Annotated in this window: 15 protein-coding genes, 1 tRNA gene and 1 pseudogene; 8 read left to right on the top strand and 9 right to left on the bottom strand. The window is 63.9% G+C overall.

Annotation, left to right across the window (positions count from 1 at the left end):
* Positions 1–4: 4 nt before the first annotated feature.
* A complete protein-coding gene (locus tag OW521_RS21740) occupies positions 5–1,309 on the bottom strand; it encodes a M20/M25/M40 family metallo-hydrolase (protein ID WP_268021547.1) in 1,305 nt (434 codons plus the stop codon).
* A 276-nt stretch (positions 1,310–1,585) separates the two neighbouring features.
* Here OW521_RS21740 and OW521_RS21735 point away from each other — a divergent pair.
* A tRNA-Leu gene (locus tag OW521_RS21735) sits at positions 1,586–1,669 on the top strand.
* 129 nt (positions 1,670–1,798) lie between these two features.
* Here the strand turns inward: OW521_RS21735 and OW521_RS21730 are convergent.
* From OW521_RS21730 to OW521_RS21715, 4 genes and pseudogenes are all read right to left on the bottom strand, one after another.
* Positions 1,799–2,794, bottom strand: coding sequence for a patatin-like phospholipase family protein (locus tag OW521_RS21730; protein ID WP_268021546.1), 996 nt, complete (start codon positions 2,792–2,794; stop codon positions 1,799–1,801).
* 197 nt (positions 2,795–2,991) lie between these two features.
* On the bottom strand, positions 2,992–3,903 hold the full coding sequence (locus OW521_RS21725; protein WP_268021545.1) for a MaoC family dehydratase: 912 nt from the start codon (positions 3,901–3,903) through the stop codon (positions 2,992–2,994).
* Positions 3,900–5,258, bottom strand: coding sequence for a 3-oxoacyl-ACP reductase (locus OW521_RS21720; protein ID WP_268021544.1), 1,359 nt, complete (start codon positions 5,256–5,258; stop codon positions 3,900–3,902). Before OW521_RS21720 ends, OW521_RS21725 begins: the two co-directional genes overlap by 4 nt.
* Positions 5,255–6,630, bottom strand: a pseudogene (locus OW521_RS21715) (acetyl-CoA C-acetyltransferase). Before OW521_RS21715 ends, OW521_RS21720 begins: the two are co-directional and overlap by 4 nt.
* A gap of 63 nt (positions 6,631–6,693) precedes the next feature.
* Here OW521_RS21715 and OW521_RS21710 point away from each other — a divergent pair.
* Both OW521_RS21710 and OW521_RS21705 read left to right on the top strand, forming a co-directional pair.
* Positions 6,694–7,422 carry a TetR family transcriptional regulator gene (locus tag OW521_RS21710; protein WP_442781187.1) on the top strand — a complete coding sequence of 243 codons (729 nt, stop codon included), beginning with the start codon at positions 6,694–6,696 and terminating at the stop codon, positions 7,420–7,422.
* 35 nt (positions 7,423–7,457) lie between these two features.
* Complete coding sequence (locus OW521_RS21705; protein ID WP_268021542.1) at positions 7,458–9,560, top strand: acyl-CoA dehydrogenase family protein; 2,103 nt, start codon at positions 7,458–7,460, stop codon at positions 9,558–9,560.
* Between the two features lie 177 nt (positions 9,561–9,737).
* Here OW521_RS21705 and glgA read toward each other — a convergent pair whose 3' ends face one another.
* Entirely contained in the window at positions 9,738–10,937 is a 1,200-nt protein-coding gene (glgA, locus tag OW521_RS21700) for a glycogen synthase (RefSeq protein WP_268021541.1), read from the bottom strand.
* Positions 10,938–11,041: 104 nt separating this feature from the next.
* Between glgA and glgC the strand changes: the two genes are divergently transcribed.
* Both glgC and OW521_RS21690 read left to right on the top strand, forming a co-directional pair.
* Positions 11,042–12,424 (top strand): glucose-1-phosphate adenylyltransferase, encoded by a 1,383-nt coding sequence (gene glgC, locus OW521_RS21695; RefSeq protein WP_268021540.1) that lies wholly within the window; start codon positions 11,042–11,044, stop codon positions 12,422–12,424.
* A 109-nt stretch (positions 12,425–12,533) separates the two neighbouring features.
* Positions 12,534–13,985 carry an SDR family oxidoreductase gene (locus OW521_RS21690; protein WP_268021539.1) on the top strand — a complete coding sequence of 484 codons (1,452 nt, stop codon included), beginning with the start codon at positions 12,534–12,536 and terminating at the stop codon, positions 13,983–13,985.
* A 25-nt stretch (positions 13,986–14,010) separates the two neighbouring features.
* Here OW521_RS21690 and OW521_RS21685 read toward each other — a convergent pair whose 3' ends face one another.
* The 3 genes from OW521_RS21685 to OW521_RS21675 all read right to left on the bottom strand — a co-directional run bounded on the left by OW521_RS21685 (position 14,011) and on the right by OW521_RS21675 (position 17,415).
* The gene (locus OW521_RS21685) at positions 14,011–14,862 is read right to left on the bottom strand and encodes a transglutaminase family protein (RefSeq protein ID WP_268021538.1); all 852 of its coding nucleotides are present in this window, start codon (positions 14,860–14,862) and stop codon (positions 14,011–14,013) included.
* Positions 14,859–15,785, bottom strand: coding sequence for an alpha-E domain-containing protein (locus tag OW521_RS21680; RefSeq protein WP_265977423.1), 927 nt, complete (start codon positions 15,783–15,785; stop codon positions 14,859–14,861). The genes OW521_RS21685 and OW521_RS21680 overlap by 4 nt, the downstream gene beginning before the upstream one ends.
* 73 nt (positions 15,786–15,858) lie before the next feature.
* Positions 15,859–17,415, bottom strand: coding sequence for a circularly permuted type 2 ATP-grasp protein (locus tag OW521_RS21675; RefSeq protein ID WP_265977424.1), 1,557 nt, complete (start codon positions 17,413–17,415; stop codon positions 15,859–15,861).
* Positions 17,416–17,528: 113 nt separating this feature from the next.
* Between OW521_RS21675 and OW521_RS21670 the strand changes: the two genes are divergently transcribed.
* The 3 genes from OW521_RS21670 (at position 17,529) to OW521_RS21660 (ending at position 21,691) form a co-directional block, all read left to right on the top strand.
* A complete protein-coding gene (locus OW521_RS21670) occupies positions 17,529–18,572 on the top strand; it encodes a YeiH family protein (RefSeq protein WP_268021537.1) in 1,044 nt (347 codons plus the stop codon).
* A 4-nt stretch (positions 18,573–18,576) separates the two neighbouring features.
* A complete protein-coding gene (gene pepN, locus OW521_RS21665; protein WP_268021536.1) occupies positions 18,577–21,180 on the top strand; it encodes an aminopeptidase N in 2,604 nt (867 codons plus the stop codon).
* A 118-nt stretch (positions 21,181–21,298) separates the two neighbouring features.
* Positions 21,299–21,691: a hypothetical protein gene (locus OW521_RS21660; protein ID WP_268021535.1), complete on the top strand. Its 393-nt coding sequence runs from the start codon at positions 21,299–21,301 to the stop codon at positions 21,689–21,691.
* The last annotated feature ends 15 nt before the right edge of the window (positions 21,692–21,706 follow it).

Raw genomic sequence — 21,706 nt, 5'->3', positions numbered from 1 at the left:
CTCCTTAGTAGTTGCTCAGCAGGGTGTTGAGCACCCTGGACCCGAACTTGAGCGAATCGGCGGGAACGCGTTCGTCAACTCCGTGGAACATGCCAGTGAAGTCAAGTTCCTCCGGCAGCATCAGGGGCGCAAACCCGTAGCCGGTGATGCCGATCTTGCTGAGCGACTTGTTGTCGGTGCCGCCGGAGAGTGTGTACGGCAAGACCTTGGCTCCGGGGTCCTCGGAATGGAGCGCATCGATCATGGCGTCCACCAGGTTGCCGGCAAACGGCACCTCGAGTGACACGTCCTTGTTGACATAACTGACGTCCACGCCGTCGCCGGCAAGTTGCTTGATGGTTTCGAACACGAGCTCCTGCTGGCCGGGCAGGGTCCGGCAATCCACCAGTGCTTCCGCGGATTCCGGGATGACGTTGTGCTTGTATCCCGAGCTCAGCAGTGTGGGGTTCGAGGTGTTCTGCAGAGTGGCTCCGACGAAACGCGCCACGGTGCCGAGTTCCTTCAGCAGGATCTCGGGGTTGTCCGGGTCGAATTCGACCCCGGTCAGTTCGGTGACGCCGTCCAGGAATTGACGGGTGGTGGGTGTCAGTTCGATGGGCCACCGGTATTCCCCGATGCGGGTGACTGCGCCCGCCAGGCGCGTGATGGCGTTGTCCGTGTTGATTTGCGAACCGTGCCCGGCCCGTCCGTGGGCCATGAGCCTCAGCCAGGAAAGACCCTTCTCGGCGGTCTGGAGCAGGTAAGTGCGCTGGCCTCCGATCGTCGCAGAGAAGCCGCCTACTTCGGAGATCGCCTCCGTCGCGCCGTCGAACAGTTCGCGGCGGTGCTCGACGGCGTACCGCGCACCGTGGTTGCCGCCCGCTTCCTCGTCGGCGAAGAAGGCAAAGATGATGTCCCGCTTGGGCTTGCGTCCCGTCCGGGCGAAGTCACGCATGACGGAGAGAATCATGGCATCCATGTCCTTCATGTCCACGGCACCCCGACCCCAAATGAGGCCGTCTTTGAGTTCGCCGCTGAAGGGATCCACGGACCACTGGTCCTTGAGCGCGGGAACGACGTCAAGGTGGCCATGCACCACGAGGGCGTCGGCTGAAGGGTCCTCCCCCGCCATGCGCGTCACGACGTTGGCGCGCCCCGGAGCGGATTCAAAGATTTCAGCGTCCAATCCCACTTCGCTAATCAGCGCCGCGGTATATTCGGCGGCAGGGCGTTCCCCGGGACCGGAATCGTCACCGAAGTTCGAGGTGTCTATCCGGATGAGTTCCTGGCAGATCCGGACTACTTCGTCCTCGGGTCGGATATCAGTCATGGAACTCTCCTCGCTGGCTGGGATTCGTGTACTCCGGCGGGCAGGCGTCAAGGTGCGGACGCTCCCGCGCGCTTCCCTCAGCCTACCCACCGACCGCCCGTTTGGCCGCGCGTTTTCCGGTGTTTTGACGCGGACTGGCAGGAACTAATTGCCGGTCCCGGCACCTTGGCCAGCTCCGATTTTTTTATTTCCCAGGAACCGTGTTAGAGTTTTTCTCGCTGCTTCGGAGGAAAGAGAAGCGCCGAGAGGCGCAGAACGAAGGCTCCGAACACCATCTGCGCGGGTGGCGGAATGGCAGACGCGCTAGCTTGAGGTGCTAGTCCTCGAAAGGGGGTGGGGGTTCAAGTCCCCTCCGCGCACAATTATAAGGCCCGGAATCGTAAAGATTCCGGGCCTTATTTGTTTAATATGAATTTGCTTTTTCAGCAATTGATACGGGCGTTCATCACATTCATTAAATTCCTGCAGAGTCGATGGCGTTCGTGGGCGTCAGCGCCAGAATTCGATGAGCTGCCCGGCAAGGACCCTACCTTGCCCGCAACCGGCTCGAGCGGCGGGCGGACGCAGCGAGAGATCCATCGCGTTGGCGCCGAACATGCGCTCGGAGCTGCTGTCCGGGAAGATCGTTTCGACTCTGCTTCCGCGTGCTCGTAGTTCGTCGACCTGTGTTGCGAGATCCATGCCCCAGTCCACCGGAGTCCGGGATCTGCCGCCGAACGGTGACAGCACCAACACCCGTGCGTATCCGGCTGCCAGATCGGCATTCTCGGCGTTGGATCGGTAACCGCCGTCGATGTATCTGCCGCCGTCGATTCGATAGGCGAAGCCACTGGCACAGCTGGCAGCAACGGCGTCCACCAAGTCGACCCCGCTGTGGCGGTCGAACACGACCGGTTCACCGGTATGCGCATTGACCGCCGTGATGAGCATTCTTTGTTCCGGCCAATGCTGGCTAGGCAGACGGGCGGCCACGGTATCGTGCCACCGCGTTTGACCGGGGCCATGCGACGCCGCGTCCATTTCGAGGGCCGCCGCGCCCATTCTGCGGCGCATGTCGGCCGCATCCTCAGCGGCGGCGATGATTCGGCTCGTTCTCTCCATATGGTTCGCCGCCGCCCCAATGCGAACGCGTCCAGCGTCGGATCCCACTGGAGCGGTCCGTGGCTGGGGTGCAGCGGAAAGGATGTCGGCAAGCAGTTGGGTCGGGCTCGCGCCGGTAATCTGGGCCGCGGCCGTCGATCCGGCCGACGTGCCAATGATCAGATCGGCCTCGGTCACATCCAACCCGGCATCGAAGAGGCCGGCGATGACGCCGATCAGCCAAGCATTGCCTGATGATCCGCCACCACCGAGGACCAGCGCTCGCTCACCCGCGGCGCGTACCCGTCTTGTGGCGTCCAACTGCGGCTGACCCTGGCCGGATCTCGGCAGGTCGGAGACCGTGGTCGAAATGGGGTGCAGGGGTGAAGAAGGTGTTGTGTTCATGGGAGTCGCCTTTCGCGAATTGCCTGTGGGGCGCTCCCGATCGCGACTACTTCAGTCGCGCGATCGTGGACTGCGAGGGAGCACCCATTGCGGATACTGCGTTCATGGGACTCACCTCCTGTCGATAGATCACGATCACTGAAAAGCTAACACGCCGCGGCGCGCTACTGACCTGTTTCCAACCTCGCTCCGGCACCCTAAAGCGCGGTCACCGACCCGTTGAAGTGCCTCCTGCCGCTCCGGGGGTTCCAGGCGACATAGTCAGAAGCCTCCCAAGCCCCCGAGCCGGAGTGGAGCGTGCTGACTTCCAAAGCCACCCTCGCCGGGAGGAACACGGGTGCCTCGAAATTCACGTCCCAACGGAACGCCTCCGACTTCACCGGGCCAACGTCCGCCAGGGCCCGGGAGGCAAGGTACATGCCGTGCGCTATGGCTCGCCGAAGCCCCAGTGCCTTGGCGGAGAGGACGCTGAGGTGGATCGGATTGAAGTCCCCGGACACCGCAGCGTAGAGGCGGCCTGCATCCACGCCGAGCTGCCAGACGGCCGTCGGCGCAGGAGGAGTGAACTCCCTCGGCGCGGCGGCTGCAGCCGCCTTATCGACTCCCGGCAAGAACACTCCCTTGGCCAAGTACGTCGAGACACCTCGCCAGAGCAAGGCCCCGTCACTGCTTGAACGGACCTCGGCGACGACGTCCAGCTGCGTTCCAGCCCTATGGCCCCGCATGTCCTCCGCCCAGGACCGAATGTCGAGCAGTTCGCGGAATTGGACCGCCCGCAAGTGCTCCACGTGGTTCCGCAGGTGGATCATTCCGAGCAGCGGAAGCGGGAAGTCGTTGCGGTTGAGAACACTCATGGCTACCGGGAAAGCGAGGGCATGGATGAAACCTGCAGGCAGCACATCGCTTGCGCTCTCTCCGACCAGATGCTGGTAGGCGGTGAGGTTCCCGACGTCAGCCTGCACCCCACGGACCTCATGACTCCCTTGAGGCAGCGCATTGGTAACCTGGAATCCCAGCATCCTTCTCCGCGCCGCCGTAGCCGCCGCATTGACATACAGCTTTGAAAGGGACGGCAAGTCCCCCAGGATGAGCGGCTGTTCTGTACTCATGCACCCACCAGGTTCTGCCCGCATACCCTCAGCACTTCGCCCGAGATCCCGGCGGCCGCATCCGATGCCAGGAATGCGATGGCCTCTGCGACGTCACTCGGCCGCCCGCCCTGCTGGAGGGAATTGAGCCGTCGCGCCACCTCCCGGGTGGCGAAGGGGATTCGGGCAGTCATGTCTGTTTCGATGAAGCCGGGGGCGACTGCGTTGATGGATCCACCGCTTTCTGCCAGCAGGGGTGCCGTGGCGCGGACCATTCCGATCACTCCTCCTTTGGAAGCCGCGTAGTTGGCCTGCCCGCGATTCCCTGCGATGCCGCTCGTGGAAGCCACAGAGACGATTCTTGGGGCTTTGCTGAACCGCCCGGACTCCAGAAGCGCCTCGTTGATTCGCAACTGCGAGGCGATGTTGACGCCGATGACCGAATTCCAGCGACTTTCATCCATGTTGGCCAGGAGCCTGTCCCTCGTGATGCCGGCGTTGTGGATGACGATGTCAAGGCCGCCATGGCGTTCCATGGCGTGGTCTATGATCCGTTTCCCGGCGTTCTCCGCCGTGATGTCCAACTGCAGGGCGGTGCCGTGGACCTCGTTGGCGACGGCCGCGAGGTGGTCCCCGGCAGCGGGGATGTCAACCACCACCAGCCGGGCGCCGTCGCGGTACAGGGTGCGTGCGATCGCCGCACCAATTCCACGGGCGGCCCCCGTGACCACGGCGACTTTGCCGTCCAGGGGCTTGTCGGCGTCGGCGGGTAGCTGGCCCGCACCCGTGGTGACCGTCAGGAACTGCCCATCCACGAATGCGGACCGGCCCGACAGGAAAAAGCGCAGTGCACCCAGTGTGCTGGGGCTGGTTGGACCGGCGCTGCCTCCAAGGAGAATGCCGTTGGCCGTAGCGCCCGCCCTGAGCTCCTTGGCCAGCGAACGCAGCAGCCCGTCGACCCCTTGGCGTCCGGCAGCAACAGCCGGGCTTGCCGCGGACGCGGAGGTGCGGGAGATGGTGACGACTCTTGCGGAGGGGACCAAATCCCGGAGCGATTGCGCGGCCGTGAGGACGGGGCCGGCGAGGTCTTCAGGGTGCTCCACGTCGTCGAGCATCAGGATGATCGCCCCGAGCTTTTCCTTGGGCAGGGCATTTCTCCGCACATCCAGCCCCCAGCCGAGGAGCGCTGCCGCCAGTTCATCGGGGCCTGATGCGTTCACGTTCCCGTTCCCGCTCCCCAGCAAAAGTACCGGCCCTGGAACCAGGGGTTCTCCCGCTTTGTACCTCCGAAGCACGGCAGGTTGGGGCAGTCCAAGTTTCTTGGCCAGGTCCTTGCCGATCCCCTGGCTGACAAACTGTGTGTATTTGTCGGTCATGCCCGCTCCCGCCCTTCCGGAGCGGAGTAGGCTTCGAGGATCGCGACGACGCCCTGTCCTCCGGCGGCGCAGATGGAGATGAGTCCACGGGCGGGACGGCCGTCCACCGGGCCGTTCTCCTGGAGCATCTTCGCCAGCGTTGCGACGATTCGTCCACCGGTGGCAGCAAAGGGATGGCCGGCGGCGAGGGACGAGCCGTTGACGTTGAGCTTGGCGCGATCGATTTTGCCGAGGGCGCCGTCCAAGCCCAGGCGGTTGCGGCCGAATTCTTCGTCTTCCCACGCAGCGAGGGTACTCAGAACGGTGCCCGCGAAGGCTTCGTGGATTTCGAAGAAATCGATGTCTTCGAAGGACAACCCGTTGCGGGCGAGAAGCCGTGGCACCGCAAAAACAGGCGCCATGAGGAGTCCGTCCTTGCCGTGGACGAAATCGACGGCGGCCGCTTCGCCATCGACGACGACGGCCAGTTTGGGCAGGCCGCGGGCGGCGGCCCATTCCTCGGTGCCCAAGAGCACGGTAGCGGCGCCGTCCGTGAGCGGGGTGGAGTTGCCGGCCGTCATAGTGGCCTCCGCTCCGAGGCTCTTGCCGAAGACGGGCTTGAGCGTGGCCAGCTTCTCCATGGAGGTATCCGGGCGAAGGTTCGAATCGCGACTCAGGCCACGGTAGGGAGTCACGAGGTCATCAAAGAAGCCGCGCTCGTAGGCCGCGGCGAGGTTATGGTGGCTGTCGAACGCGAGCTCGTCTTGGGACTCGCGGCTGATCTTCCATTGGGCCGTAACGCCTGGTGCTCACCCATCGACAGGCCGGTCCGCGGCTCTCCGGTGTTCGGGGCATCCGGGGCCAGATCCTTGGGACGGAGCCGGGACAGGACCTTGAGCCGCTCAGGCAGCGATTTGGCCCGATTGAGGTCGAGCAGGACCTCACGAAGTCCCTCGCTGACGGCAATAGGGGCATCGGACGCAGAGTCGACGCCGCCCGCGATGGCCGAGTCGATCTGGCCGAGCTTGATCTTGTTGGCCAAGCCGAGGACTGCCTCGAGGCCGGTGGCACACGCCTGCTGGAGATCGTAGGCCGGCGTCTCCGGCGACAGGGCTGAGCCGAGCACCGTTTCGCGGGTCAGGTTGAAGTCGCGGGAGTGTTTCAGGACAGCACCTGCGGCGACTTCACCGATCCGCTCCTCTTGGAGCCCGAAACGGGCAATCAATCCGTCCAAGGCGGCCGTCAGCATGTCCTGATTGGAGGACTTGGTGTAGGCGCCGCCGGTCCGAGCGAAGGGGATCCTGTTGCCGCCAACCACCACCGCTTTGCGAAGCGTGCCCGGGCCGATGGCGGTTTCCTGTGGTGCGCTCGCGGACTCTGCTGCTTCGGGCATGCGTTTCTCCTTATGATCACATTCGGGTTACTGATACCCAGCGTACCTGATACGCTGAGTATCGTGAACACCCCCAGCTCGGCACTTTCTGCCGACCCGCCTGCAGGGAACGCCGCCCTGGCCGGCGGCGGGAGCCCCGCCGTCGACGGCCGCGCCACGCGCTGGCAGAGCCACCGCGAGGAACGCCGCCGCGAACTCATCAAGGCCGCTCGCAAGGCTGTCCACGCGCTGGGCAGCGACGCGTCCATGGAGGACATAGCCGCCGCCGCGAACACCTCCAAGTCGGTGTACTACCGGTACTTCGGGGACAAAGCCGGCCTGCAGCAAGCCATGGGCGAAGTGGTGCTTGGACAGATGCAACGCCGGATGAAGGAAGCAGCGGAAAGCGCGCAGACTCCACGGGAAGGCTTGTTCGCCATGGTCTCGGCCTACTTGCAAATGGCGGAGTCGAGCCCCAACGTCTATGCATTCGTCACACGACTCACGCACGGAGAGCCCTCTGCTCAGGACGCCATCGCCGCTTCCGGAGCCCTCGGCCACTTCTTCGAGTCAATCAGCGCCATGATCGCCAAGCCCATGCGGGAACACCTTGGGGCGGAGAAGGAAGCACTCATTGAGTACTGGCCCACCGCGGCAATCGGGCTCGTCCGCAATGCCGGCGAAATGTGGCTAGGTAGCCCCGCCTCTCCAGCGAAGCCCAACCAGGAAACCATGGCCGCCCGGATCACCGATTGGCTGTGCGTGGGAATCGCCTCCGAGCTCAAGACCAACTCCGCAGAAAACCAGCAATGACACATCAGTTGTTCGGAACCAAAGAAGGAATCAACATGACTGAAGTAGTGGATCGCACGCCCTCCAGCACCCGTGAGCCTGCCGGGACCGCAGCAACCACGCAGCCCGCAGCACCCGTGGTGGACGTAGCGGCACTCGGCGAACTACTGCTGGGCAAGTGGGCCCACATCCGGCGTACGGCGCGCGACCTCGCCGGCCGCCCGGAGGTACACAAGATCGAAGGCCTGACGCATACCGAGCACCGCAAGCGCGTGTTCGGGCAGCTGAAGTACCTCGTGGACAACAAGGCGGTACACAGGGCCTTCCCCTCCAGCTTGGGCGGTTCGGACGACCACGGTGGCAACATCGCAGGCTTTGAGGAACTTGTCACCGCCGATCCTTCACTGCAAATTAAAGCCGGCGTCCAGTGGGGGCTGTTTGGTTCCGCCGTCATGCACCTCGGTACCGAGGAACACCACAACAGCTGGCTGCCGGGCATCATGAGCCTGGAAATCCCAGGTTGCTTCGCCATGACCGAAACCGGCCATGGTTCCGATGTTGCCAGCATCGCCACTACGGCCACGTACGATGACGCCACCCAGGAGTTCGTGATCAACACGCCGTTCCGTGCAGCGTGGAAGGACTACATCGGCAACGCAGCCGAGGACGGCTTGGCCGCCGTCGTGTTCGCCCAACTAAGGACCCGCAATGTGAACCATGGCGTCCACGCGTTCTACGTTCCGCTCAGGGACCCGGACACCAAAGCATTCCTTCCGGGAATCGGCGGGGAGGACGACGGTGTCAAAGGCGGCCTCAACGGCATCGATAATGGCCGGCTTCATTTCAGCGATGTCCGCATTCCGCGCACCAACCTGCTCAACCGCTACGGCAATGTCTCCCCTACCGGGGAATACACGTCCCCCATCGCTAGCCCGGGACGGCGATTCTTCACGATGCTCGGCACGCTGGTGCAGGGCCGGGTCTCCCTGGACGGCGCCGCAGTAGCCGCGAGCAAGCTGGCTTTGACCACCGCCATCCGATATGCCTCCGAGCGGCGCCAGTTCAACGCCTCCTCACCTACCGACGAGGAGGTCCTTCTGGACTACCAGCGGCACCAGCGCCGCCTGTTCACCCGGCTGGCCACCACCTTTGCGGCGAGTTTCGCGCACGAGCAGCTGCTCGAAAAATTCGACGACGTCTTCTCCGGCCGGCACGACACCGACTCCGACCGCCAGGACCTGGAGACCCTCGCCGCCGCGCTCAAGCCCTTGAGCACCTGGCACGCTCTCGACACTCTGCAGGAATGCCGTGAGGCCTGCGGCGGCGCCGGATTCCTCACCGAAAACCGTTTCGCCTCGCTCCGCGCAGACCTGGATGTCTACGCCACCTTTGAGGGCGACAACACCGTGCTGCTCCAGCTGGTCGCAAAGCGCCTGCTGGCCGACTACGCCAAGGAGTTCCGCAACGTTGACTTCGGCGTATTGGCGCGCTTCGTAGCGGCCCAGGCGGCGGACGTCGCAATCAACCGCACCGGGCTGCGACAAGTGGCGCAGTTCGTGGCCGACACGGGATCCGTCCAGAAGGCAGCTTTGGCCCTGCGGGACGAAGAAGGACAGCGCACACTGCTGACCGACCGGGTTCAGTCCATGGTGTCGGAGGTGGGTTCGGCACTCAAGGGAGCGAACAAGTTGCCGCAGCACCAGGCCGCCGCCCTGTTCAACCAACACCAGGACGATCTGATCGACGCCGCCCAGGCACATGCCGAACTCCTGCAATGGGAAGCGTTCACGGAAGCCCTCGGCAAGATCAGCGATCCCGGCACACTTCAGGTGCTGACGTGGCTTCGCGATCTCTTTGGCCTCTCGCTCATCGAAAAACACTTGTCTTGGTACCTCATGAACGGCCGCCTCTCCATGCAGCGGGGTCGCACTGTGGGCGCCTACATCAACCGGCTCCTCATCAAGATCCGTCCCCACGCCCTGGATCTGGTCGATTCCTTCGGCTACGGTCCGGAGCACCTGCGCGCGGCCATCGCGTCCGGAGCCGAGAAAGAGCGCCAGGACGAAGCCCGCAGCTACTTCCGGGCACAACGAGCCAGCGGCAACGCTCCAGCCGAGGAGAAGACCTTGCTTGCATTGAAAGGGAGGAAGTCCGGCTAGCATCCTGCCGGGACCGGCAGGTGAACAGTTGCCGAATCCTTAACGACGACGGCGCCGCACCCCTCAGCGGAAGTGCGGCGCCGTCGTCGTTCCATCCCAAGTGACTCGCACTTAAGGTCGTTTTGGGCGCCCAAAACGACACCTACTGCTAGCTAGTTGGGCTCGTGGGTTAGGGGTTTAGTGGGCGAGGACCGAACGGTAGACCTCAAGGGTTGTTTCGGTAATCGATTCCCAAGAGAAGTGCTGCTCCGCACGGACGCGGCCCGCGGCGCCCATGACCCTGGCCCGCGCAGGATCGGACACAACCTCGTTGAGGGCGGCGGCGAAATCTGCGACGAACTTTTCGGGATCCAGCGGGGTACCGGTGCCGTCCGTGACCTGCTCCAGTTCCACCAGCAGTCCCGTTTCACCGTGCTGAACCACTTCGGGGATGCCGCCCGTAGCGCTTGCCACCACGGCCGCGCCACATGCCATGGCCTCGAGGTTGACGATGCCGAGGGGCTCGTAGATGGACGGGCAGGCGAAGGCCGTGGCATGGCTGAGGACCTGGATGAGCTCATGCCTCGGAAGCATGCGTTCGATGACCAGGACACCTTCGCGTTTGCTCTGCAGGTCCTCGATAAGCCGGGCCGTTTCCGCTGCGAGTTCCGGAGTGTCCGCCGCACCCAGGCAAAGCACAAGCTGCACATCTTCCGGCAGGCTCGCGGCCGCCTTCAGGAGGTACGGAACACCCTTCTGGCGGGTGTTACGACCAACGAAGACCACACTGGGCTTGGCGGGGTCGATGCCGAGGGCGCGAATTGCGTCTTCGCCTTCGTCCGGCTGCCACATGTCGACGTCGATGCCGTTGTGGACGACCCTGACCTTGGCCGGATCCACGTTCGGATAGCTACGCAGGATGTCCTTCCGCATGCCGTCCGAGACGGCGATGATAGCCGCGGCGGCCTCATAGGCGGTCTTTTCAACCCATGAGGACAACGCGTAGCCACCGCCCAACTGCTCCGCTTTCCACGGCCGCAGCGGTTCCAGGCTGTGGGCGCTGAGCACATGGGGTATTCCATGCAACAGCGAAGCCAGGTGGCCGGCCATGTTGGCGTACCAGGTATGGGAATGGACCAGGTCCGCTCCGGCAACGTCCGGCACGATGCGCAAATCCACCCCGAGGGTCTGCAGGGCGGCATTGGCCGTGCCCAGATCCTCCGGTGTGGAATACGACGTCACCGTTGCACCGTGGAAGTCCGCGTCACGGGGCGCGCCGAAGGCGCGCACCTGCAGATCCACACGTTTTGCCAGGACGCGGCTGAGCTCGGCAACATGCACGCCGGCCCCGCCATAGATTTCGGGTGGAAACTCTTTAGTCACAATGTCTACGCGCACGCTACCTAACGTAGTCCTTCCGGAGTATGTGTTCTAGTGTGAAAGGGTCCGGCAACCCGGGCTTTTTTCGGGGGCTACAAAGACGTACAGGGAGAGCAAACACCATGGCGTTGAAGAAAGTATTGTCAATTGTGTTGGCTGGCGGCGAAGGAAACCGCCTAATGCCACTGACGGCAGACAGGGCCAAACCTGCGGTGCCGTTCGCGGGGGGATATCGTTTGATCGATTTCGCTCTCTCGAATCTGGTCAATTCCGGGTACCTCCAGATCGTGGTGTTGACCCAGTACAAGTCGCACAGCCTTGACCGCCACATCTCCGAGACCTGGCGGATGTCCACCCAGTTGGGCAGATATGTGGCCTCGGTTCCCGCCCAGCAGCGCGTGGGCAAGAGCTGGTTCCTCGGCAGTGCGAATGCCATCTACCAGTCCCTTAACCTGATTCACGACGCCAACCCCGACATTGTGGTGGTTGTCGGAGCGGACCACGTCTACCGCATGGACTTCCAGCAGATGGTCCAACAGCACGTGGCCAGCGGAGCCAAAGCCACGGTCGCGGCAGTTCGTCAGCCGCTCAACATGGCCAACCAGTTCGGCGTGATCGAGGTCGACAAAAACGATTCCCAGAAAATTTCGGCGTTCGTGGAAAAGCCCGCAGAAACAGAGGGCCTCGCGGCCGACCCTACGCAGTTCCTTGCTTCGATGGGCAACTACGTCTTTGATGCCGACGCACTGGTGGAGGCCCTTCGCATCGATGCGGAGCGTCTGGACACCAAACACGACATGGGTGGGGACATCATTCCCTACTTCGTTGGCCAAGGCGAAGCCGGTGTTTACGACTTCACGCTCAATGACATTCCCGGATCCACCGACCGCGACCGCACCTATTGGCGCGATGTAGGCACCATCGACTCCTTCTATGACGCCCACATGGACCTGATTTCGCCCGTCCCGATCTTCAATCTGTACAACTCGGAATGGCCCATCTACACGCGGCAGAGCATTTCACCGCCCGCCAAGTTTGTCCGGGGCGAGAACAACACGGTCGGCACGGCGCTGGACTCCATCGTGGCCAGTGGCTCTGTGATTTCCGGCGGAATCGTGGAAGGGTCCGTCCTGTCCAACGATGTTTACGTGGGACCGGCCACCAGGATCCAGGACTCGGTACTGATGGACAAAGTGCGCATCGGTGAAGGCGCCGTGATCAAGAGAGCCATCATCGACAAGAACGTGAAGGTCCCTGCCGGGGCTGCCATTGGCCTGGATGCCGACCTCGACCGTGCCCGCGGCTTCAAAGTCACCGAATCCGGAATCACGGTACTCGCCAAGGGTCAGATGGTACCGGAGCCTGACGCTTCCGAGCTCTCCCTGGCTGCCGAGTACCGGCTCTCGGTACCTGAGGCGATCAAAGCCGCCACCGAGAAGTTCCCAGACATCCGGGATTCGGCGGAGCAGGTCACCAAAATACAGGCCTCCTCGGTGGAAGTCTGACCCAGGCTCCAGGAACCAAGAGCAGCCCACGGCCTCTCCGGCGACAGCAGATATTCAGCCTCTGTCGCCGGGGAGGCTTTGCTGTGCCGGACCCTGTAAAATTGAGCCAATGAGCCCCGCCGATTTGACGCCTGATGAGATCCAGGCCGCCCTCAAGGTCCTGAATACAATCCACGTTTATGACGAGGAGCACCCTGACTACGTCGCCGTCCGGCGCGCCACGGGGAAGATGTTCAAGGCCGTCAAGCGCCACCGCCGGGTCACCAAACGGGACGAGATCGCGGAAGCCGACCGCGCGGTCCTCGCATTGACTGCCACTGCGGCCCCGGACAGGATCGACGACGAGACCCGCGGCAACAAGCTAGCCACCTCTGCCACGGGCGAAATCGCAGGCCATCTCATCCGCTCGAGGCCCTGTTACATCTGTAAACAGCATTACACGCAGGTAGACGCGTTCTACCACCAGCTGTGTCCGGAATGTGCGGCCTTCAGCCACAGCAAGCGGGACGCCCGCACTGACTTGAGTGGACGCCGTGCCCTGCTCACGGGCGGCCGCGCCAAGATCGGCATGTACATCGCCCTCCGCTTGCTCCGCGACGGCGCACACACCACCATCACCACCCGTTTTCCCAAGGACGCCGCACGCCGCTTTGCAGCCATGGAGGACAGCGCGGACTGGTTGCACCGGCTCAGGATTGTGGGCATCGATCTCCGCGACCCTTCGCAGGTCATGGCCCTCACCGACTCACTCAATGAAGCCGGTCCCCTCGACATCATCATCAACAACGCCGCCCAGACGGTCCGCCGTTCCGGGAACGCGTACAAACCCTTGGTGGATGCCGAGGACGAGCCACTGCCGGAAGCCCTGCAGGCGGCCAATGGCGGTCCGGAGCTGGTCACGTTTGGACACGCCCACGACAAACATCCCTTGGCCATCACCCATAGCGTCACCGAGCGTCCGGTACTGGCAGGAGATGCCATTACCTCGCTCGCCCTGTCCACGGGCTCCGCGTCGTTGGAGCGAATCGCTACGGGCACCGCAATCGACGCCGGCGGATTGGTCCCCGACCTTGCGACGATCAACAGCTGGACCCAAGTGGTGGACGAAGTCGATCCCCTGGAGATGCTCGAGGTTCAGCTTTGCAACGTCACGGCGCCATTCCTGCTGGTCAGCCGGCTCCGCGGGGCCATGAAGCGCTCCACGGCACGACGAAAGTACATCGTGAACGTCTCCGCGATGGAGGGGCAGTTCTCCCGCGCCTACAAGGGCCCAGGGCACCCGCATACCAACATGGCGAAGGCTGCGTTGAACATGATGACGCGGACCAGCGCGCAAGAGATGCTGGACCTTGACGGGATCCTGATGTCCGCCGTCGACACCGGTTGGATCACGGACGAACGTCCGCATTACACCAAAGTCCGGCTCATGGAGGAAGGCTTCCACGCACCGCTCGATCTCGTGGATGGAGCGGCGCGAGTCTACGACCCCATCGTCATGGGCGAAAACGGCGAAGACCAGTACGGCGTCTTCCTGAAGGACTACAGGCCCTCCCCCTGGTAACCCAGGTGGAGGGCCGCGGGCCCGCTTACGTCAGTCGCGTGATCTCAACGGTCACGGTCAGGCCGGAGCCGCCGCCACCGGACAAGATGCCCTTCAAGGGAGGAACATCCCGGTAGTCCCTTCCGCGTGCCACCGTGACATGATAGTCGCCGGCAGGCTTGTGGTTGGTCGGATCCCAACTGCGCCATTCGCCGTCCCACCATTCCAGCCACGCGTGGGATTGGCCAGCCACCGTTTCCCCGATCTCGGCCGTGGGCCGCGGATGGATGTAACCGGATACGTACCGGGCTGGAATGCCGCAGCTGCGAAGCGAGCCGATGGCCAAGTGGGCCAGGTCCTGGCAGACTCCTTGACGCTGATTCCAGGCTTCCTCGGCGTTGGTGGTGACGCCGGTGGTGCCTTTCACATAGCTCATTTCGCCGCGCATCCATTCGAAAATCGCCATGGCTGTCTGGTGCGGGTTCTTGCCGGCGACGACGGTGGGAATCAGGCCGAGGACTTCCTCGCCGGGTCCACTGAGCTGCGACTGTGGCAACCAGTCGCTGAACTGGTCCCGGATCTCGTCCGAGCCCATCACATCCCAACCAACGATCTCTTCGTCGAGGGCCACGCGTTCCACCCGGTGGACTTCAACGGTGGTAGTGGCCAACACCTCGAGGCGCTCGTGCGGCATCTGCATATCGAACGCGGTCACGCGGGTGCCCCAATAATCACGGTAGGTGCTCACGGCGGCCTGCGACGGCGTGATCTTCAGTGAGGATTCAAGGACCACCTGTTGCGGATCGGTCAACGGCGTCATGCGTGCCTCGTTGTACGACAGAGTCACGCGGCGGTTGTATTTGTAGGCCGTCTTGTGGACAATGCTCAGCCGGGTCATGAAACTTCTCCCACCCAGGCCAGTTCATCCGCCTGATTGAAGTACTTACGGGAAATCGCGTCGGAGGCCTGCGTTACTGCCTTCTGAACGCGGTCCATGTGCTCGGGCAACTCGGACATGAGATCGTCCGTGCGGTGGAACTCAAGGAACGTGCGGGCCTGGCCGACGATCCGACGGGCGTCATTGATGAAGCCCACCCGCTGGGCGGAGGGATCAAGCTTGGCCAGGCACTCGTCGGCGTCGCGCAGGGCGAAAACGATGGAGCGTGGGAACAAACGGTCCAGCAGGAGGAACTCGGCAGCGTGCTGGTCTCCAAAAGCAGCACGACGGGTCCGCAGGAACGACTCGTAGGCACCAGCGCAGCGCAGCATGTTCACCCAGGACATTCCCGCGGAGAGGACATCCCTGGTGGACAGCATCCGCGCGGTCATGTCGGCACGTTCGAGCGAGCGGCCGAGCACCAGGAAAAGCCAGCTTTCGTCGTGGCTCACAGTCGTGTCCGCGAGGCCCCTGACCATGGCGGTGCGTTCCAATACCCAGTTGCAGAAACGGTACGTACCCACGACGTCTTTGCGGTGCTGGTTCAGCCCGTAGTACGTGGTGTTGAGGCTCTCCCACAACGAAGAGGACACGGTCTCCCGAGCCCGGCGCGCGTTCTCGCGCGCAGCCCCCAGCGAACCTGCAATGGAGGTGGCACTCGTCTTGTCGTAGGCGAGGGCGTGGAGCAGTTCGGGCAAGCCGAAGTCCTCGCTCTGGGGACGGGCTCCCATGACGGCCAGGAGTTCCCTTGCCACGCTGCGTTGCTCTTCGAGCGGAAGGTGGTTCAAGCGTTCGAGATGGACGTCCAGGATTCTGGCCGTTCCGTCGGCGCGCTCCACATAGCGGCCGATCCAGAAAAGGGATTCAGCAATACGGCTCAGCATGGGGCTGTGCCTCCTTTGGGTCCTGCGTTGTGGCGATGAATGTCATCCGGTCCGTGCACCATGGCGAGGCCGGTCATTGCTGCTGGTCCGACTGGCGATCCCGCCAGTTGCTTTCAACGGGCCATACCGAGACCTGCTCACGGACCGTGATGGAGGAGCGGGGCAGCTCGACGGCGGGCAGTTGCGGGGAGTCCGAGAGGACCCAGGTGTCCTTCGACCCGCCGCCCTGGGAAGAGTTCACGATCAGGGAACCTTCCTTCAACGCCACCCGGGTCAGGCCGCCGGGCAGCACCCAAACGTCGTCGCCGTCGTTGACCGCGAACGGACGCAGATCGACGTGCCGGGGCCCGAACCGGTCTCCCGAGAGCGTCGGCACGGTGGAGAGCTGCAGGACCGGCTGCGCGATCCAGCCGCGCGGATCCGCCAACACCCGCTTCCTCAGGGCATCAAGCTCCTCCCGGGAAGCATCCGGACCGATCACCAGGCCCTTGCCCCCGGAGCCGTCCACCGGCTTGACCACCAATTCCTCGAGCCGGTCCAGGACCTGCTCACGGGCTTCCTTCTCCTCCAGCCGGAACGTCTCCACATTGGCGATCACCGGCTCCTCATGCAGGTAGTACCGGATCAGGTCCGGCACGTAGGAATAGACCAGCTTGTCGTCGGCCACCCCGTTGCCCACCGCGTTCGCGATGGTCACCCCGCCCGCCCGGGCGGCGTTCACCAGCCCCGGACACCCCAGCATGGAATCGGAACGGAACTGCAACGGGTCGAGGAACTCATCGTCAATCCGCTTGTAAATCACATCGACGCGCTGTTCACCGGCCGTGGTGCGCATGTAGACCCGGTTGCCGCGGCAGATCAGGTCCCTGCCCTCCACCAGCTCCACACCCATCAGCCCGGCCAGCAGCGTGTGCTCGAAGTAGGCGCTGTTGAACACCCCGGGCGTCAATACCACCACCGTAGGATCATCCACCCCCGACGGCGCCGTCTTCCGCAACGCCGAGAGCAGACGGCGCGGGTATTCCTCCACCGGCCGGATGGGCTGCTGCCCGAACGCCTCGGGCAAACCCTTCGCCATCGCCCGCCGGTTCTCCAGCACATAGGACACCCCCGACGGCACCCGCACGTTGTCCTCCAGCACCCGGAACGTTCCCGCCGCATCACGGACCACGTCGATCCCGGACACGTGCACCCGCACTCCGCCGGCCGGCTCGAAACCATGCACCGCACGGTGGAAATGCGCGCTCGTGGTTACCAACGCCCGCGGCACTACACCGTCTGCGACCACCGCCATCCGCCCGTACACATCATCGAGGAATGCTTCCAACGCGCGCACGCGCTGCTTGACCCCACGCTCAAGAACATCCCACTCGTCAGCCGGAATCACCCTCGGCACGATATCCAACGGGAAGGGACGCTCCTCCCCCGCATAATCGAAGGTCACGCCCCGGTCCAAGAAGGTCCGCGCCATCGACTCGGCACGCGCACTCACATCGGCAAGCGAAAGCTCGCGGAGTGCACCGTCCACCTGGCCGTAGGATTTTCGCGCAACTGTGCCTGGGGCGAACATTTCGTCGTAGGCGCCGGAACGGGCGGCGGCCTCGGAGTAATCCCGGAATAGCTCTGACATGGGACTCAGACAATCACCTTTTCGATTACGAACGCATTTCGCGTTCTGCATGTTGCGACACCAGCTTTAATCCCGGTTCGCGTTTCAGCGCTTGCATGCATCAAGGTTGACGAATGCACCCCAAGCGTCTTCCGGCCCCCGTCTCCCGATTGGGAGCCGGGATCGTCATGGCAGTGGCAGCCACTGGACTCGCCTTCATTGTCCATGCCCTGCTTCCCCCCATCCCTGCCATGACAGCCGCTGTAGCGCTGGGTTTGTTAGCTGCAAATATACCGGGCACGGCGGCATGGGCTGCCGGACGCGCCCGCCCGGGCCTGGACTTCGCCGGCAAGCACCACATGCGGGCAGGTATTGTGCTGCTGGGCTTGAAAGTCAGCGTTGTCGATGTGCTCGACCTTGGCTGGTTCGCGCTCGCCCTGATTGCCGCCGTCGTGCTGCTCAGTTTCGCCGGCACGTACGGACTGGCCCGACTGGTAAAGCTTCCGCGCGAAGGTGCCCTGTTGATAGCAACCGGATTCTCCATCTGCGGCGCCTCGGCGATCGGAGCCATGGCCGCGGTGCGCCGCATCAAGCACCAGGACACCGTCTTGCCCGTTGCCTTGGTGACCCTGTGCGGCACGCTCGCCATCGGCGTCCTGCCCCTGCTCATGCACCCCTTGGGCCTGAGTCCCGAACAATTCGGTGCCTGGACCGGCGCTTCCGTCCACGACGTCGGTCAAGTAGTCGCCACGGCACAGACCGCCGGTCCGGCGGCGCTGGCCATCGCCGTCGTCGTCAAACTGACTCGGGTGATCCTGCTGGCTCCCATTGTTGCGGGGGCCGGCCTCACGCAACGGTGGTCGATGCGGCGGAAGTCACGGAACGGCAACGAGGCGAATGACGACAGCGGCAAGTTCCCTCCGATCGTTTCCCTGTTCGTCCTCGGATTCATCGCCATGGTGGCCGCCCGCTCGCTGGGATGGCTCACTCCGGGCGTCCTGGAAGCAGCGGGAGGAATCCAGGACATCCTGCTCGCCTCGGCCCTGTTCGGTCTAGGTTCAGCGGTCCGCGTCCGTACGCTGTTGCTCACCGGGGGGCGCGCTGCGCTGGTTGCCCTCGGCTCGTGGTTCCTCATCGCGTTGCTGGGCCTGGGCGCCGTCTGGCGCATGATTAGATAGCTGAGTGTCGAACCACAATCTGGCGCGCGCTGAGGCCGCCACCCGTTCAGCCCTGATCAGCACACACAGCTACGATGTCTCCCTCGACGTCCGCGAAGCCACAGACCCTGACGTGCCGGGATACACGAGCCGCAGCGTCATCAACTTTTCCGCCGTGCCCGGTTCCTCCACGTTCTTGGATTTCATCCACGGCGGAGTGCACAGCGTCTTCCTCAACGGAAAAGGCCTCGACGTCGCCGGAGTGGTCGACCGCGACAGGATCCGCCTAGACAATCTCCAAGCTGAAAACCAAGTCACGGTCACCGGAACGGCCCTTTACAGCCGCTCCGGAGAGGGCATGCACCGCTTCGTCGATCCTGCCGACGGACAGTGCTACCTCTACACGCAATACGAACCGGCGGACGCCCGCCGCGTCTTCGCGAATATCGAGCAGCCTGACCTGAAGGCCGAATTCACGTTCCATGTCATGGCTCCTTCCGGTTGGCAGGTGGCCTCGAACGGCGCAGAGCTCGCGCGGACGCAACTGACGAGCGATCCGGCCACGAGCCGCTGGGACTTCGCCACCACCAAGCGGATGTCCACCTACATCACCACCGTCCTTGCCGGCCCCTATTTCCGCGCCACGGACCACTGGAGCAAAACGCTCGACGACGGGACCAGCCTTGAGGTCCCACTGGCGCTTTATTGCCGCGCATCCATGCAAGAGTCCTTCGACGCCGGGGAGCTTTTCCAGTTGACCAAGAACGGCTTGGACTTCTTCAACGATCTCTTCGACTATCCGTATCCGTGGGGCAAGTACGATCAAGCGTTCGTGCCCGAGTACAACCTCGGTGCCATGGAAAATCCCGGCCTGGTCACTTTCACGGAGAAGTACGTCTTCACCTCGCGCGCCACCGATGCCCAGTACCAAGCCCGTGCCAACACCCTCATGCACGAGATGGCCCACATGTGGTTCGGCGACCTCGTGACCATGACCTGGTGGGACGATCTCTGGCTCAAGGAATCCTTCGCCGACTACATGGGCACGCTCGGCGTGGACAAGGCCACGGACTGGGACAGCGCCTGGGTGAATTTCGCGAACAAACGGAAGTCCTGGGCATACGTGCAGGACCAGTTGCCCACCACCCACCCCATCGTTGCGGACATTCCCGACCTGGAGGCCGCCAAGCAGAACTTCGACGGCATCACCTATGCAAAAGGTGCATCCGTCCTCAAGCAATTGGTGGCTTACGTCGGCTTCGAGGCCTTCATTGGCGGCTCGCGACGCTACTTCAGGGATCACGAATACGGCAACACAACACTGACCGACCTCCTCGAAGCATTGAGCGCAGCATCAGGCCGGGACCTTGGCACCTGGGCCCGGCAGTGGCTGCAGACCTCGGGAATCTCCACCATGATGGCTGAGATCTCAGGTGGCAGCCACGTCATGGAGTCAGTCACTCTGCGCCAAGACTCCGTGGACCCCATCACGGGCAGGCAGGAACACCGCCCCCACAGGCTCCGGATCGGGCTCTACGACTTCGATGACATTGGCAGGTTGCTCCGAACCGAGGTCGTCGAGACCGATGCCCAAGGCGCCGAGACCGCGGTGGAGGCACTGGCGGGCAAGCCTCGCCCGGCCCTTCTCCTCGTCAACGACGACGACCTCAGCTATGCGAAGGTCCGCCTGGATGCGGGGTCCGAGGCAACAGTGCGTTCCGCCTTGGACCGACTCAGCGATCCGATGGCCCGGGCACTGTGCTGGACAGCCCTGTGGGATTCAGCGCGAGACGCCGTTACGCCGGCGGCGCTGTACGTCAACGCCGTCGAACGCTTCGCCCCTGCCGAGTCAGGAATCGGCGTGCTGCTGAACGTCCTGGGCAACGCGGTGACCGCCGTCGAGCGTTACGTCCCGGCTCCGCAACGCGGTGCCGTCCGCGGGAGCCTGCTGGAGACCAGCGCGCGGCGGCTGCGCGCAAGCGAGCCCGGTTCGGACCAACAACTTGCCTGGGCCAGGACACTGGCCGAGCTGTCGCGCCATGATGGCGCCTACGTGGAGTTCCTCCGCGGCATCCTCTCCGGAGGCGTCATTGTGGACGGCTTGACGGTGGATGCCGATCTGCGGTGGAGCCTGTGGCAGGCCCTTGCAGCGAATGGCTCGGCCGAGCTGCCGGAATTGGATGCCGAACTTGCCAGGGACCACACGGCATCCGGCCGCGAAGGCCATGCGCTGGCGGCCGCTGCCCGTCCCGATGCCGCAGTCAAGGCAGCCGCATGGGATGCCGCAGTGAACAACACCACGCTCTCGAACGAGATTCTGAGCGCGACGATCGCAGGTTTCTCCGTTTCCCCGTCGGGACTGCTGGACGGGTTCACGGAACCGTACTTCGACTGCTTGGAAAACGTCTGGGAGTCCAGGAGCATCGAGATCGCGGGCCGGATTGTGCGTGGTCTTTTCCCCTCAGCCCAGGACCTCGCCCCGGGCATGATCCCGGCGGATCAACCGGTGCTCCTGCGCACGGACGATTGGCTTGCGACGCACTCGGGAGCCCCGAGGGCCCTTCGGCGCATTGTCATAGAGCAGCGGAGCCATTTGTTCCGAGCCCTGACGGCTCAAGCCGCCGGCTGAGCTCCGGGCCACGCCGACCCTTCTCCGGCCGGGCCGGCGTTGAACCCGGAACCCGCCGGCATCGTCTTTAGATGCAAGCCCTGCACCTCGCCTTGGGCTTTCCCTGAGGACGGTTACCATGAAGATTCCTCGCCCCGTGCTTGCCGCCGCAGCGCTGGGCACGAGCCTATTGCTCGGAGCCTGCTTCGGCGGACAGCCCGCCGCTCCGGCGCCGGTTGCCCCACCCACGAGCACTGCGCCCGCTAGCGGCACGCCTTCGCCGAACGTCACCACCGGGACTCCCCTCACGCCGTCGACTTCCCCGACAGCGACGCCGATCGCGCCACCGGCTGCCCCGCCTGCCGTCGTTCCGCCCGCGGTAGTCCCACAAGCTCCAGTCCCGCCAGCGATCGTTCCGCCGCCCGTACAGGCGCCGCCGCACATGGTTCCGCCACCCCCGCGGCACCCCAACGGCGGCGACCACGACGGTGACGACAACGGCGGACCGGACGACGGCGATGGAAATAAGTAGGACCCGGGCTCGCTC

This window comes from Arthrobacter sp. MMS18-M83 (assembly GCF_026683955.1).
GTDB lineage: Bacteria > Actinomycetota > Actinomycetes > Actinomycetales > Micrococcaceae > Arthrobacter.
The sequence above is the reverse complement of the archived record's forward strand: the minus strand, read 5'-3'. Positions and strand labels throughout refer to the sequence as shown.